The following is a 15,367-nucleotide window of genomic DNA, read 5'->3' on the forward strand; positions in this document are numbered from 1 at the left end:
ACGTCCCGGGTGCCCGGCATGCTCGATAGCGGTCCCTTCGACACGGACGAGTTCAGCCGCACTCCGTTCGGAAACATCTCCCCCACCGAGACTCCGATCGCCGCCGAGGCGCAGCGCGCGAGCCAGGTGCTGTCCGGCACGAACGCGCACATTCCGCGCCCCAACGAACAGCGCATCCTCACCATCGCCAATCAGAAGGGCGGCGTGGGTAAGACCACCACCGCCGTGAACCTGGCCGCCGCGCTCGCCATTCAGGGCATGCGCGTGCTCGTCATCGATCTCGACCCCCAGGGCAATGCCAGCACCGCGCTCGGCATCGAGCACCACTCGGGCATCCCCTCCAGCTACGAACTCCTCATTGGCGAGTGCTCGGTCAGCGACGCCATTCAGCAGAGCCCGCACAATGAGCGACTGCTGTGCATCCCGGCCACCATCGACCTCGCGGGCGCCGAGATCGAGCTCGTCTCCATGGTCGCCCGCGAGGGTCGGCTCAAGGCCGCCATCCAGGAGGCCAACCTCGCCGGGTACGACATCGACTACGTCATGATCGACTGCCCGCCGTCGCTGGGTCTGCTCACCGTGAACGCGCTCGTCGCCGCCAAGGAAGTCCTGATCCCCATCCAGTGCGAGTACTACGCGCTCGAGGGCGTGGGTCAGCTGCTCCGCAATATCGGTCTGGTGCAGGCACACCTGAATCCCGAATTGCACGTCTCCACCGTGGTTCTCACCATGTACGACGGCCGCACCAAGCTCGCCGATCAGGTGGCCGAGGAGGTGCGCTCGCACTTCGGCGACGCGGTGCTGCGCTCGGTCATCCCCCGCAGCGTCAAGGTGTCGGAGGCTCCCGGCTACGGCATGACCGTCCTCGATTACGATCCGGGCTCGCGAGGTGCCATGAGCTATCTCGACGCCGGACGGGAGATCGCGTCGCGTACGGCGCGCCAGACCGCGACCGCGCGGGTTTCCGACGCACAATCCGGTGTGTAAGTGAATGTTGGTGGCGGTGAACAACGGAAGGGGTCGGTAGGCCGATGAGTCAGGCGAAGAAGGGTGGACTGGGGCGCGGTCTCGCGGCACTGATCCCGACCGGCCCGGCGACCACACCCGGCGGGCTCGGCAGTGCCGCCGCCAACGTCGTCATCGGTCTCGATCCGGTCGGGCCGCAGCCCGCGTCGGCGTATCTGCATCGCGTCCCCGATCCGGTCGACTCGGTCGAGTCGACCGACGCGGGCGCGGTGTACCGGGAGATCCCGCCGCTGCAGATCGAGCCCAATCCGAAGCAGCCGCGCTCCGTCTTCGAGGAAGAGGCGCTGGCCGAACTGGTGCACTCCATCAAGGAATTCGGTCTGATGCAGCCCATCGTGGTGCGCCAGATCGCGACCCTGCCGGAGCCGCGCTATCAGCTCATCATGGGCGAGCGGCGGTGGCGGGCCAGCCAGGAGGCGGGCCTGGATGCCATCCCGGCCATTGTGCGCGAGACCGCGGACGACTCCATGCTGCGGGACGCGTTGCTGGAGAACATCCATCGCGTGCAGCTGAACCCGCTCGAAGAGGCGGCGGCGTATCAGCAGCTGCTGGAGGAGTTCGGCGTCACCCACGAGGAACTGGCGGCCAAGATCGGGCGCTCGCGTCCGGTCGTCACCAATATGATTCGGCTGCTGAAGCTTCCGATTCCGGTGCAGCGCCGGGTCGCGGCGGGCGTGCTGTCCGCCGGACATGCCCGCGCGCTGTTGGCGCTGGAGGCGGGTGCGGACGCACAGGAGGCGCTCGCGGCGCGCATTGTGGCGGAGGGCATGTCGGTGCGGGCCACCGAGGAGGCCGTCACCCTGGCCAACCGGAACCCGGATGCCATCGCTCCCCCGGCGGCGCCCAAGCGCAAGCCGATTCAGATGCCCGGATTGCAGGATGTGGCCGAGCGGTTGTCGGCGTCCTTCGACACCCGCGTGACGGTGGCGCTGGGCAAGCGCAAGGGCAAGATCACCGTCGAGTTCGGTTCCATCGACGATCTGGAGCGGATCGTCAGTCTCATGGAGCAGTCGAAGCCCTAGAGTGGGCCCAGCCCGAGGGTCACAGTGGAAACGTCACTGTGACGTTCGGGTTTATGGCCCTGGAGAGGCGTAGAGCGTTGATCGCTTATTCTTGCTGGCGAGCACAGTGTGATGCGGCGTGAGTGTGGATGAATCGGACAGCTGGAGGCTGAGCAGAGCGGTGTCGACCAGCGTGACCGCACTTACCCTCGGCGGACTCGACAAACTTCCGGTACATGCGCGGCGGTGCGTGTTCTGGGAGATCGATCCGGCGGTGGCGGCGGATTCCCATGACTTCAGCGACCCGACCTTCGAGAAGGAGGCCTGGCTCTCCACCGTGATGCTGCAGTGGGGATCCTGCGGACAGGTCGCCATGGTGGAGGATCGCTCGGCTGGATGCGCGCTCTACGCGCCGCCCAGCGCGGTGCCGCGCTCCGGCCTGTTCCCCACCTCCCCCGTGAGCCCGGACGCCGTGCTGCTGACCACGCTGAGCGCCGAAATGCCGTACCAGGACACCGATGTAGCCCATCAGCTGATTCAGGCCGTGGTGGCCGATCTGGTGCGCCGCGGCGTGCGGGCCATCGAGGCGTTCGGCATTCGCAAGGAGCCGCCGACCACGCCGATGCCCGCCATCGGATCCATGTCGCTGCGCGAGCGGATCGGCACGCCCCTGCGCTCCTCGGCACCCGCCCCGGACGGCTGTTCGCCCGAGCGGTGCATGATCGAGGCCGACTTCCTCGAGGACGTCGGTTTCAAGGTGGTGGCCTCGCATCACCGATTCCCGCGGCTGCGGCTGGAATTGGATCACGAGCACCTGTGGAAGGAAGACGTCGAGCGGGCGCTCGATCAGCTGCTGGCGGCGGCGGAGCTCACCATGCCCACCCGCATCGCGACGCGGTGAGCGGCCTCCGGCCAGATGTTTCACATGAAACAAACCCCTCCAACCCCATTGGGGTTGGAGGGGTTTGGAAATTGGGGGTTCGGGGGCCGGGCCCCCGTACTCTTTCTTGGGGGTTTGGGGGCGTAGCCCCCATTCCGTTCAACATCTAGAGCCGGTCTGCGGCCGCTAATTCCTCTGCGAGCAGTTCGGCGAATGTGTAAGTCCCCGTGGGCTGGTCGTCCTGGCCCAGCAGGTACAGCCGCTTGACGGAGATCAGAATGGCCTCGGCGATCACGTCGCGCATGCGCGGGTTGGTCAGCACCGAGGCGTCGTAATCATTGGTGAGATAACCGATGTCGACCTGCACCGTCGGCATCTTGGTGAGCCGCAACAGATCCCAGGTGCGCGCGTGGGTCCGGCAGTCCTGCAACGAGGTTCGCGCCACGATCTCACGCTGAATGAACCCGGCCAGCACCTGCCCGATCATGGACGTGGAGCCGTGCGAATTGCCGAAGTGGAAGCTGGCGACACCGCTGGCCGAACCGCTGTCATTGCTGGCGCAGCGCAGCGAGATCATCAAGTCGGCGTCGAAGGTATTGGAGGTCTCGGCGCGCTCGGCGTCGGAGGGGTTGGCGCCCCACGGCCGGGACAGGAAGGTCTCCATTCCCGTTGCGGCCATGCGTCCTTCGAGGCGGCTGGCCAGATCCCAGAGGATCTCCGATTCGTAGACGTCGCCGAATTCGGTCGGCACCGCGGAGCCCTTGTCCGGTCCGCCCAGGCCCGGATCGATGACGATGCGCTTGCCGGTCAGCTGCGGTCCGGCGCGGTGCACCACCTCTTCCTCGGCAATGCGATGCGGGTTGCCGCCGGTGACGCGCGCGCCCAGCAGGTCCAACGAGCGCAGGGTGTCCGGACCGCAGATGCCGTCCGAGGACAGGCCGATCTCGCGCTGGAACGAGGTGAGCGCGTCGTGCGTGTGCGGCCCGAAGTAGCCGTCCACGCGGTGCACGTAGAAGCCCAGGTCCTGCAGTCGGCGCTGCAGGGTGGCGACATCGTCGCCGTACAGCGGTGCGGAGAGCTGGTAGATGAGGGTGCGCGCCCCGAGCCGGTAGGAGGCTTCCTTCAGCGCGCGGTAGGTGGCCGGACCGACCACGCCGTCGACCAGGAGTCCGCGGTGCTGCTGGAAGGCCCGCACGGCGGAGTCGAGATCATGGTCGAAGGTGGCGTCGGCGTCCTTCCAGTACTCCCCGATCGGACCCGAGGGGTCGGTATTGGGGTGGGAATGCAGGAACCCGAGGCTTGCCAGGGTGCTCCGAACCTCTGCTACGGCTGGACCTGTATCGCCGTGACGAAGTCGGTGCATGCGTGAGAGCCCTTTCCTTCCGCCAACCCGGGTACCCACTCATGCGGTGGTTCACACCTTCGCACGACCGGAGCGTCGAATGATTGTTTCAGACCCGGACCGAATTTCGGCAACTGTCGAGTGCAGGCATCCTAACCCCGGTACAGGTGTCAGGACCCCAAGGCGGAAGCCCGCGCGAATACGCGGGCTTCCACCGGCGCCGAAATTCTATCCAGCGTCGTTAAAGAACTTCTTGCAGTTCACGCAAGAGGGCCGCTTTGCCCTTTGCGCCCACGATGCGCTTGGTCTCCTTGCCGCCCTGGAACAGGACCATGGTGGGCAGGGACAGGATCCCGTAGTGCTTGGAGGTCTCCGGATTGTTGTCGGCGTCGAGCTTGGCGATGGTGATCTTGTCGGCATTGGCGGCCGCGATCTCCTCGAGCACCGGGGCGACCATCTTGCACGGGCCGCACCAGGCCGCCCAGAAATCCACCAGCACGGGCTTCTCGCTGAGCAGCACCTCGTCGGCGAAGGTGGCGTCGGTCACCGTCTTGGTGGCCGAGGTCTTGGCATCGGACATTGGCTTGCTCCTTAGTTGTTCACTTCCACCGGCGCACCGGCGTGATCGAGGGTGTTGGTGGTGATGTCACCCTGTTCGGCGAGCCAGCGCTCGGCGTCGATGGCCGCGCGGCAGCCGGTACCGGCGGCGGTGATGGCCTGCCGGTAGGTGTGGTCGACCAGGTCGCCCGCGGCGAAGACGCCGGGCAGCGAGGTGTAGGTGCTCTGCCCCTGGACCAGCACGTAGCCCTCGTCGTCGAGATCGACCTGGCCGCGCACCAGTTCGCTGCGCGGGTCGTGGCCGATGGCGACGAACAGGCCGGTGGCGGCGTGCTCGGTGGTCTCACCGGTGCGGGTGTCGCGCAGGGTCAGGCTGGTGACGCTGGTATCCCCGTGCACCGCAACGACTTCCGAGTTCAGGATGAAGCGGATCTTCTCGTTGTTCTTGGCGCGCTCGAGCATGATGCGGGAGGCGCGGAACTCCTCGCGGCGGTGAATGATGGTGACCGAGTTGGCGAACTTGGTGAGGAAGGTCGCCTCCTCCATGGCCGAGTCGCCGCCGCCGACCACCACGATGTCCTGGCCCTTGAAGAAGAAGCCGTCACAGGTGGCGCAGGCGCTGACGCCGCGGCCGAGCAGTTCCTGCTCGCCGGGGACGTTGAGGTAGCGGGCCGCCGAGCCCATGGCGAGGATCACGGCGTAGGCCTCGTACACCTCGCCGCCGACGGTCACCTTCTTGACGGGACCGGACAGGTCGAGGGCGTCCACGTCCTCGGTGCGGATATCGGTGCCGAAACGCTTGGCCTGCTCCCGCATTTCCTCCATGAGGTCGGGGCCCATGATGCCCTCGCGGAAGCCGGGGAAGTTCTCGACCTCGGTCGTTGTCATGAGCGCGCCGCCGAACTGGGTGCCCTCGAAGAGCAGCGGTTCGAGTTCCGCGCGGGCGGCGTACACCGCGGCGGTGTACCCGGCCGGACCGGAACCGACGATGATCAGGTCGCGAACAGGCGTGCTCAAGGGGCCCTCCGAAGCAGTTGTGCAGATTGGCTCGATGTGTTCGAGCGTGAGCGTGTCGGTCAACAACAGCCTAAACGCTGTTGTTCCCGCGCCTGTTCGACCTCGGACGTCAGCCGATATCGGCGCGTCCGAGCACCTGCGGATTGCCTGGGCCGCAGCCGGTTCCGAGCACGGCCGCGGTGATCTGCGGTGGTTTGGGTCCGGCGAGCAGTACCAGCACGCCGGGTGTGCCCGAGAACACAACGCTGCGCGAGCCGAGCACCTGCCGGTCCAGACCGGCCGCCTGCAGACAGGTGGTGAGGGCGTTTCCGGCGGCCAGCGGGCCGGTGATGTCGTGGTGGCCCATCGCGGTGAGCAGGGCAGTGGGCGGCATGGACGCGTCCAGATTGTCGCCTGCCGCCGGTTGGGCGGCGGGGGCCACCGTCCGGGTGCTGACGGCGTCCACGGCCACCACGGCACCCGCGATGACCGCCGCGGCGGCCGCGGCGACGGTGAGCCAGCGCAGGCGGCCGGACGGGCGCTCGAGCGGGAGGGGTTCGGCGAGCTCGGTATCCTCCGGCAGCTCGAGGTCGGGTTCGGGGTCTTCCAGGTCGCGGGGGTCGAGTCGGCCGGTGTCGAAGATGGACCCGTTGAGGATCGGGATCGGGGCGGTGGCGGCCGGGGCCGGGTGGGTGGACCGGGTGACGGGCGGCGGGGCCATGGGCAGCCGGGTGACGGTGGCGAGCTGGGTGGTCGGGGTCGCCGCCGGGGTGTCGTCATCGGCGGCAGCGAGGTCGTCGATCATGCGCTCGAGGCGGTCGGCCACCTCGGGGGGCATGGGATGCACGATCGTGTCGTCGCGGCCGAGGTCGCGCAGGCGTTCGTCGACATGGTCGAGGGAGCGCAGATAGCGCATGGCCTCGGGGTCCTGCCGGACCGCGGGCCAGAGCCGTTCGGATTCGTCCGTCGGCAGGCTGCCGCCGTGCAGATCGGCGAGCAGCTCGGTGGAGAAGGGCGGCGTGGGCACCGCGGTACCCGCCATTGCTCCTCCTGTGTCCTCCATTGCCCCTCCAGGGCTTCGAGTAGGAATCGCAGACCTGTCTTTGTATCCGACGCAGCGGAACCGTACAAGGTTCCCTCGAAATCACGGTGTTCCATAACGATTCATTGGTTTCGAAAATGCGCCGCGAGTCGCCGTCGACCCCGCGCACATCGGCTCTTGACCGTCCCCTCCGGAATGCCGAGCAGCGCAGCGGCATCCGTGATCGAGTAGCCCTCCAGCTCCACCGCGACCAGGGCGGTGCGCTGGTCGGCGGGCAGCGCGAACAGCGCCGCGTCGACCAGCAGGTTGGCCTCCAGTGCAGCGTAATCGTCTCGGGGACAACGGGGTTCGTCCGCGACGTCCTCCGACAGCGGTTCGGTGCGGCGCAGCTTGTTGCGGCGAATGCGGTCCAGGCAGGCATTGACCACGATGCGGTGCAGCCAGCTGCGCACCTCGGCGTCGCCGCGGAAGGCGGCGGCGCCCCGATGCGCGGAGAGCAGGGCGTCCTGGAGCGAGTCGTCGGCGTCCTCGGGGCTGTAGGAGGCGCGCAGCGCGGTCTGCCAGAGGTGGTCGCGGTGACGGCGAAGTAGCTCGGCGAAGGCGTAGGGCGCCCCGCTGGCATGGGCGGCCAACAGGTCGCGATCGCTGACCTGCGCTGCTTCCACGAGCTCGTTCGCTGACGACAATGCATCCCCTCAGACCGGTGCGCACGGCCTGACAACACGGACCGGACATCACCGAGTGTTTTGGCTGTGTCACCGAGTGTTTTTGGCTGTCATCCGGGACCGTAGAAGCCGGGTCCCCGGGCGCTCCCCTTTGCCGAGAGTACGCAAGATCATATCGAAGGTAACGATTCGATAGCAATGGATCGCGCGAAAAAAGCCCTGGTAGGCGGGTTGTTCGGGCGAATCGGACGGATGATGACCGCCCAGAATGTGGCTAACCGGGCGTCGTCACCGGCTGCGGAGAACCCCCGGAATTACGGTGCAGCTTCGTAGTTGATCTGAGCGATCGAGGACTGGAACTGCCCCCCGTTGTTGGCCAGCTGGGTGATCCACACCAGCACGTACCGGGCGGGCTGGTCGGCCCGCACCGGGATCTCCGTGGTGCCGTCGCCGAGCACCGCCGACCCGATCAGCTGGGTCTGATCGAGGGTCGGCGAGGCGGTCGGCGAGGTGCGGATCTCGACCTGCGTTCCGGGCGAGGGCGATTCGATGATCACCTTGGTCAGCTTGCTGGGGCTGCCCAGGGTGGTCAGCACGCCCACGCCCTTCTTCAGGGCCGGGAACTGCTGGAAATAGGCGTCGGTGCGCCAGGTGGTGGCCGGATTGTTGTCCAGCACCGCCCCGACGCTGCCGACATTGTCGGGGGTGCCCTCCGGGGAGAACACCGTGGCTCCCGTGACCGGCACCGGCACGCCACCCGTGGCCGGGGCACCGGCCGGGGTCTGGGACGAGCCGGGGCTGGGCGGCGGGGTGGCCGAGGTGGTCAGGCCGATATTGCGCTGCTCATTGAGCGGCGCGTTGGAGGAGCCGGGCGCGAACACGCTCAGCAGCCACCAGATGATGACGCCGACCACCAGCGCGGCCAGCACGCCCAGACCGACCAGGATCCACATCATTCGCTGCGAGCGTTCCTTCTCGGCCGCCAGCAGCTCCGGGTCCGCGAGGGTCTCGTCGGGTGCGCTGGGCGGCTTCTGGCCCAGTCGCAGCACCGGAATGAAGTCGGTCTTCTGGTCGACCACCGAGGCCTGCTCCAGCACGTGCTGTACGGTCGCGGCGGTGCGCACGCCCTTGTTGGACTCCAGCGAGCGCACCGCGACCGCGGAGATCTCGAAGGGCACCTCGGGCCGAATCGTCCTGGGCTCCACCGGAGTTCCGTCCGGGCCGAAGTCGGCCAGCGGGAGCCCGCCGACGGTCGCGGCGCTGCCGGACACTCCGCCGACGCGAATCGGCCAGTGCGCGGTGATGAGCGCGTAGAGCATCGCGCCGAGCCCGCGCACATCGGACTGGGCGTCCGAATCGGAGAGCGTGCCCGGGAACGCCAGCACGGCGTCGCCCGAGGCGCTGATGCGCACCCGGTCCGGATGGTCGATGGACAGCGAACCGCCACCGCGGTGGGCCATTTCGGCCGCGGCGGCCAGCGCCCGAATGGCGCGCGCGGCGCCGATCGGCGACGGGACGGTCTCGGCCATCTCCTTGAGCGAGCGGCCGGGTGTCCACTCGGCCACCACGATGCCGCCGGAGGAGCCGCGCACCACGTCCAGCACGCGGGCCAGGCCGGGCGAATTGATCCGGCCCAGGCGCAGCGTGCGGGACAGAATGGCCTGCGGCCCATCGTGTCCGGAGTTGTCGGTGGCCTGCTGGTCGGCGTCGACGAAGGTGAGAGCGACCTCGCGGTCGAGTTTCACATCCAGGGCCTGCCAGAACTTCAGCCCGCGCGCCCCGCCGTGGCTGGCCAGCAGCCGGTAGCGGCCACCGGCCACGGATGCGCCGGGGGTCAGCTTGGGGCCGCGCTGGATGCGCTTGCTCGGCGATTCCACCCGCATGGGCGGCATCTGCGGCGAGACGGCCTCGTACACACCGGTTTCCGGACCCGGGTGGTCCGCGTCCTCCGGTAGGTTCTCCGGTTCCGCCCGCTCGCCGCCGCCGGTAGGTGCCGCGGATTCGGCTCGGCCGCCGGACTTTCCGCCGGGCGTGCCGGGGGGAGGTGCGTCCGTGGAGAGCCCGCCGCCCGAGGCCGCTGCGGATTCGGCGGCCGGGACGCCGCCCGCCGCGTCGTCGCTCACCCTGGTTCCTCCTTCGCCGTGGTGTGTCGAAGACCGATGTGTGGGGCCCGGAACCGCCGCGTCCGGATATCCGCGGGGGCTGTCTGCGGGCATGCCGGAGCGGGCAGTTGCGTTTGCCTGCGGAACAGGGTACGGGAACTCGCCCGTCCCGGTGATGTCAACCGCATCGGGCCGGATGACGGGCAGCACCATGGTCTGCGCGTCGAGATACGGGTCGAAGCGGTAGTAGTACGGCGCGGCCCGCAGATCCGGCTTGGGCAGCAGCGTGGTCTCGTGGATGTCCTCGAGCGGCGTGCCGGACAGGTCGAGATCCGGTGCGGGCGGGGTGATGCCGAGGCGGCGCGAGATGGCGACGGTAATGGCCACGATCTCCGGAATGCCGAGCAGTCGCATCAGGCCGAAGGCCACGCCGAACATGACGATGGCGGTGAGGCCGACCCGCACCAGCGAGCCGAATCCGCCGAACGAATCCGAAAGCCGGTGCAGCCCCAGCACCTTGTCCACGATCAGCATGACGGCCCCACCGGCGAGTGAGGCGAGCACCACCCGGGTGATGGTCCGCCCGACATTGGTCATGCGAAGGTCGCCGAGGCTGCGATGCAGCAGCCAGCCGCCGATGATGGCGCCCGCGACGAAACCCAGCCCGCGGGCGACACCGACGGCGATGACCACGTGGTCGGGCGACACGAACATCGGCATCAGCATCGACAGGGTGATCTGAACACCGGTGATGCCGAGGATGATCCAGGTCGGGGTCCACGCCTGTTCCCGGGCGTAAAAGACGCGGAGGTGAATCAGCACCAGCGCGTAGGGAATCAGGGTGAAGGCGGACCAGGAAACGGCCTCGCCGAGCCGCGCGGCATCGCCACCGAAGCGTCCGTATCCGTACATCGCCTGCCCGATCTGGGGTCCGGCGAAAGTGAAGAAGGTGACGATCGGAACCAGCGCGATCATGGTGAGCCGGGTGGCCGAGCCGAGATCGTCCACCACGGCGGGCGTGTCGTCGGCGGCGGCATTGCGACTCAGCCTGGGCATGATGGCGGTCAGCAGGGTCACGCCGATGACGCCGTACGGCAATTGCAGCAGCGCCCAGGCATTCGCGTAGATCGCGGGACCCGCGACATCCCAGTGCGACGAGATCCGTGTCGCCACAGTGAGACCGGCCTGGCTGATGGCGACGTAGAGAATGATCGCCGCGCCCATGCCCGCGAACTGCTTGAGCCGCGCGTCCACGCCCCAGAGTGGCCGCAGGTCGATGCCTTCGCGGCGGATGGCGGGAAGCAGGCTGCCGACCTGCACGATGACACCGAGCGTCACGCCGAGGCCGAGCAGCAGCAGTTTCGGTTCGCTCATGCGGACCGGGTTCAAGGTGATCTCGCCCGGTGTCAGCGCGTACAGGCCGAGGACGACCAGCACCACGATGTTGTTCAGAACCGGAGCCCAGGCACCGGGTTTGAACCGGCCGTGGGTGTTCAGAATCGCCATCAGCAGCGCGGACATGCCGTAGAACAGGATCGCCGGAAGCAGCAGATAGGTCAGCGCGGTGGTGAGCCCCGTGTTCACCTTGCCGTCGTTGGACAGGAAGACGTGCGTGGTGAGGACCGGTGCCAAGGCCGTGGCCAGCACGGTTCCGGTGGCGAGCACCGTGAAAGCGGCTGTGACGAGCCGTCTTACGAAGGCGGCACCGCCGTCGGCGTCCTCCTTCTCGGCACGCACCAGTGTCGGCACGACGATCGCGGTCAGGACGGCACCGAGCAGCAGCTCGGAGATCATGGTCGGGATCGTGCTCGACACGGTGAAGGCACTAGCGATAGCGGGACCGAGCACGGTCAGCAACAGCACCTGTTTGCCGAATCCGGTGATGCGGCTGGCCAGCGTCGCGACGGCCATGGATCCGGAGTCGCGGACCAACTTGGCGTTCGCGCTCTCCGACTTTTCCTGCACCGCGACGGGCATTGCGCCCGTGCGCGGCTGGACGCGGCGCTGGGCTCCGCTCGGCGGTCCCGGGCGCTGGTTGCGCTGCGGTCCCGGCCGCGGATTCGACATCGGCGGCGTCGGGTAGCGCTGTGCGTCCGGCGGCAGCGAGCGCGGACCGGGTCCGGCCGGGCGGTTGCCCTCGTTGCCCGGATGTCCCCAGTGGTAGCGCTCTTCGGGCGGAATTCGCCCGCCCGCCGCGGGATCCGGTCGAGGCGGTTGCTGCCGGGGCCGGTGCATGATGGGCCCGGATTCGGGTCCCGGGGGCATCTGTCGTTGCGGACCGGTCGGTTGACCTGGATACGGACGGCCCGGATTCCCTTGCGGATTACCGGGAACCGCCCGCTGCTGCCCGGAGGGCGGAGGCTGTGATCCGGGTACGCGAGGCTGCTGCCCCGAGCCGGGGCCCTGCGGTCGGCGCGGCCCGGGCCGCGGCACCCCGCGCTCCCCCGGCACACCGCGTTCCCAGGGTGCGGAGGGCGCGCGACGCGGCGGTGGCCCGTCGGGTCCCTCCGGTCGGCCGGATGAGCGCGGCCCGCCGTACTCGCTCACCGTGCCTCCTGCTTCTGTCGCTTCAACTCCCGCTTACGTGCGCGCCGCTCCTGTCGAGTGCCGGGGTCGAACCCTTCGTCGGCCGGGTCGGACTGCCCGCGGAAGCGGTGCCACAGTCGGCGACCGACCAGCAGGAGCAGCAGTGCGCACGCGCACGCCGTAATTATTGCCAACACCTGACCGTAGGCGTTGGACCGCACCGATACCGATACCGCATTGCCGAGCGGCACGCCGTCCGGTGTGGTAAGTGCGATGGGTATGACCAGGTTTCGGCTGTCGGAAACCTCGGTGGGGATCTGGAAAGACCGATTGCCCTTGGCGGGCAGCTGCTGTTCACCGATATCGGTGATGTTCGTCTCGGCGGGCGCGTCGATCTTGAAGCGCACCCGGATGGCCACCGGCAGATCGTTGCGGGCCACCAGCAGCAGCGGACTCTGTTCGGAGGCAAGGGTGTAGACGCCGCCGGGCGGCAGCACCGTCACCGATCCGAACAGGTTGTCCAGGGTCTTGGTGGTTTGGTCGAGGCGGCGTTGGGCATTGGTGTCCGCGGCGGCTCCCCCGGCCCGGCGGTCCGACAGCGACAGCACCCGGATGAGATCGTCGCGCAGCGGGGTGAGGAAGTCGCGCGGGCTCAGTTCCTGCTGCGGGACGTCGACCAGCGCGCTCATCAGCTCGGTAATGCGCTGGGCCTGCTGGTGTACCGGTTCGGCGAAGTGGGCTGGTACCGCCTCGTCGGCGGCACCGGCGAGGTAGTCGAGCTCGTAGGGCTGCGGATCCGGTTGCTGGGCAAGCAGATCGGTGAACGGGCGCGCGGTGGCGAGATTGTTGCGCACCAGCAGGTCGAGCTGTCCGAGCACCGCGGTCGCCTCGTCGCGGTTGGCGCCCCACTGTTGCGGCGGCATCAGCAGCGCCGAGCGGGGCCGACCCGGTTGCGGGTTGAGCGCGGTCCAGGTGATGGCCCCGAGCGCGTCCTGCAGTCGGGCCGCGCGGGAGTCGACGGTGACGTCGTAGCGGACCTTCTCCGGCGTGAAAGGCGGTGTCGGCGGGTTGGATCCGATGGCGGCCAGGGCGGTGGCGGCCCAGATGTCGAAGGTGACGGCGTGCAGGTCGGCCGGTGCGGGCGGCGGCGTCGCACCGACCGGGGGCGGCACGGTGACGTCGGCGAGGTTCACCACGTCGGGGGTGCCCGCCTCGCCGCCGCTGGGCGGGGCCGGGGCCTTGGTGGCGGTGAGGTTGGTCCGGCCGTCGGCCGTGGTCACCGCATTGTCGGCGAGGACGGCGCTGGTGAAGCCGTGATGCGCGAACAGGGTCGCGCCGTCGGTGTCCACCGAGCCCGCGTCCGGAATGGCCGCGCCGCGCACCGATTTCACCCGGAGCGTGGTGTCCACCAGGTCGGCGGGCGCGTTGAGGGCGCGGTCGGCGAGCGTGACGTCACCGGCGGCGGCCAGCACCGACGGGTCGACCTGCGCGAACGGCAGTGCCACCACGCACATTCCGGGCGCGATCGCCCGCAGCCGTTCCAGCCACGCCTTGGCCGCGTGGGTGCCGGTGCCCGCCCGGGTGGGCCCGTCCGGATCCGAGGGGCTCGCCAGGACCAGGTAGTCGGTGGTCATATCGGTCACGGTGAGCAGCAGGTCCGGGTCGATGGCCAGGCAGATCGCGTTGATGAGGGTGCGATCGCGGCCGCTGTCCGGTTTGGCCAGACTCTCCAGCGCCGACAGCAATTGGTCGAGTCGCCCGCCCTGGGCCAGCGACGCGGCCAGGTCGTCATCGGTGAGCAGCGCCGGGCCGTCCGGGGATCCGGGCCGCCCGGCCACCAGGCGGGGGCGGTCGGCCAGCGGCCACAGCATGGTGGTGGCGACCGGCGGGGCGGCGTCACCGGCGGGCGGATTGGGCTGGGCGGCCTGGTGTTTCGGGTCGCCGCCGCCGGGCACGCCGAGCACGGGCAGCAGGAAGCGGGCGTCGTCGAGGCGGGCCTGGCCGCCGTAGTCGGGCTGGCCGTTCACATTCAGCAGCAGCGGGTAGACACCCGGCGCGGTGATGTCGACCGAGGAGATCCCGCCGGGCAGGTCGGTACCCGTGTGCAGGGCGATGGTGAGGCTGAACTGTTTGCGCTGTCCGGCCGCCAATTTGTCGGCGACGTCCTCGAATTCGCCGTTCACGTCGTAGTTGATCTGGTCCAGTCGCAGCGCGGAGCGCAGTCCGCTGGGGCTGGTGACGGCGGCCCCGCGCTGAATGCGGACGCTGATGTCGTTGACCGGCCGGTCCCCGATATTGGTCACCGTGCCCGACACCACGAAGTACGGGTCGCTGGTCGCCGTGATGGCGGTGGGCGTGACCGAATCCAGCGACAGTTTCAGGAATTTCGGCCCGCTGGGCTGCTGGCCGCTGCCATTGCCGGTGGGTTCGGCGGCGGCAATGGGCGTGCCGAGTCCGGGTCCGATGATTCCCAGCGTGAGCACCGCCAGCATTACCGCGACGAGTGAAAGCAGCGTGCGCTGCGATCCCGCACGCGTCATTGTCTGCCGTTCTCCATCCGGTCGATCAGCCGGTTGGCGACCTCGGCCAGCCTGCGTTCGTCAGCGTAGGCGAGCCGGGAGTCTAGTTCGCTCAACGGAACCCAGGCCACCTTGGTCACCTCGACGTCGGCGTCGGAGAGCTCACCGCCGAGGGAGCGCATCAGATAGTGGTGCACGGTCTTGTGTACCCGTCGGCCTTCGGTGACGAACCAGTAGTCGATGCTGCCGAGTTCGGCGACCACGGTGCCGTGGATGCCGGTCTCCTCCTGCACTTCCCGAATGGCGGTCTGCTCGGCGGTCTCGCCCGCTTCGATGTGGCCCTTGGGTAGCGACCACAGCAGTCGGCCGCGCCGATCGGTGCGGCCGATGAGGGCGGCGCAGCGTTTTTCCCGCGGTCCGTCGAGTCCGTCGACGACGAGTCCGCCCGCCGAGGTCTCCCGGACCGTGCGCATGCGCGGCTTCGGTGCACCGGCGGCCTTCGCAGCGCCCGTGGCCTTCGCAGCGCCGGTGGCCTTGGTGGCGCCGGTGGATTTCGTGGCGCCGGTGGATTTCGCCGCATTACCGGCCGAACCGCGCCGCCGGGGCTGGCGGCGTCGACTGTTCGCACGATCGGCCGGGGACACTGCGCCAGTCTATAGGGGACAGCGGGCGTGCCCGCCCCACCGCGGTAGCTCCCCTATATACAGAGC

11 protein-coding genes are annotated in these 15,367 nt (G+C 68.8%); 3 read left to right on the top strand and 8 right to left on the bottom strand.

What is annotated here, in order from left to right:
- Positions 1–18: 18 nt before the first annotated feature.
- The 3 genes from VMT40_RS06075 to VMT40_RS06085 all read left to right on the top strand — a co-directional run bounded on the left by VMT40_RS06075 (position 19) and on the right by VMT40_RS06085 (position 2,928).
- Entirely contained in the window at positions 19–987 is a 969-nt protein-coding gene (locus VMT40_RS06075) for a ParA family protein (RefSeq protein WP_442789924.1), read from the top strand.
- A 44-nt stretch (positions 988–1,031) separates the two neighbouring features.
- Positions 1,032–2,048, top strand: coding sequence for a ParB/RepB/Spo0J family partition protein (locus tag VMT40_RS06080; protein ID WP_326356929.1), 1,017 nt, complete (start codon positions 1,032–1,034; stop codon positions 2,046–2,048).
- 160 nt (positions 2,049–2,208) lie between these two features.
- Entirely contained in the window at positions 2,209–2,928 is a 720-nt protein-coding gene (locus VMT40_RS06085; protein ID WP_326356930.1) for a GNAT family N-acetyltransferase, read from the top strand.
- A 145-nt stretch (positions 2,929–3,073) separates the two neighbouring features.
- Here VMT40_RS06085 and VMT40_RS06090 read toward each other — a convergent pair whose 3' ends face one another.
- The 8 genes from VMT40_RS06090 to VMT40_RS06125 form a co-directional block, all read right to left on the bottom strand.
- Positions 3,074–4,270 (bottom strand): N-acetylmuramoyl-L-alanine amidase, encoded by a 1,197-nt coding sequence (locus tag VMT40_RS06090; protein ID WP_326312738.1) that lies wholly within the window; start codon positions 4,268–4,270, stop codon positions 3,074–3,076.
- 220 nt (positions 4,271–4,490) lie between these two features.
- Entirely contained in the window at positions 4,491–4,829 is a 339-nt protein-coding gene (gene trxA / locus VMT40_RS06095) for a thioredoxin (protein ID WP_326312739.1), read from the bottom strand.
- A gap of 11 nt (positions 4,830–4,840) precedes the next feature.
- Entirely contained in the window at positions 4,841–5,824 is a 984-nt protein-coding gene (gene trxB / locus VMT40_RS06100) for a thioredoxin-disulfide reductase (protein ID WP_326356931.1), read from the bottom strand.
- Positions 5,825–5,933: 109 nt separating this feature from the next.
- The gene (locus VMT40_RS06105; RefSeq protein WP_326356932.1) at positions 5,934–6,845 is read right to left on the bottom strand and encodes a hypothetical protein; all 912 of its coding nucleotides are present in this window, start codon (positions 6,843–6,845) and stop codon (positions 5,934–5,936) included.
- 122 nt (positions 6,846–6,967) lie between these two features.
- Positions 6,968–7,510 (bottom strand): RNA polymerase sigma factor SigM, encoded by a 543-nt coding sequence (gene sigM / locus VMT40_RS06110; protein WP_326356933.1) that lies wholly within the window; start codon positions 7,508–7,510, stop codon positions 6,968–6,970.
- Between the two features lie 314 nt (positions 7,511–7,824).
- A complete protein-coding gene (locus VMT40_RS06115; protein ID WP_326357217.1) occupies positions 7,825–11,589 on the bottom strand; it encodes a murein biosynthesis integral membrane protein MurJ in 3,765 nt (1,254 codons plus the stop codon).
- Positions 11,590–12,155: 566 nt separating this feature from the next.
- Positions 12,156–14,678 (bottom strand): DUF6049 family protein, encoded by a 2,523-nt coding sequence (locus VMT40_RS06120; protein WP_326356934.1) that lies wholly within the window; start codon positions 14,676–14,678, stop codon positions 12,156–12,158.
- Positions 14,675–15,301: an NUDIX hydrolase gene (locus VMT40_RS06125; RefSeq protein ID WP_326356935.1), complete on the bottom strand. Its 627-nt coding sequence runs from the start codon at positions 15,299–15,301 to the stop codon at positions 14,675–14,677. The genes VMT40_RS06120 and VMT40_RS06125 overlap by 4 nt, the downstream gene beginning before the upstream one ends.
- Positions 15,302–15,367 lie beyond the last annotated feature (66 nt).

Origin of the sequence: Nocardia sp. CDC160 (genome assembly GCF_035818795.1) — a bacterium.
Lineage (GTDB): Bacteria > Actinomycetota > Actinomycetes > Mycobacteriales > Mycobacteriaceae > Nocardia.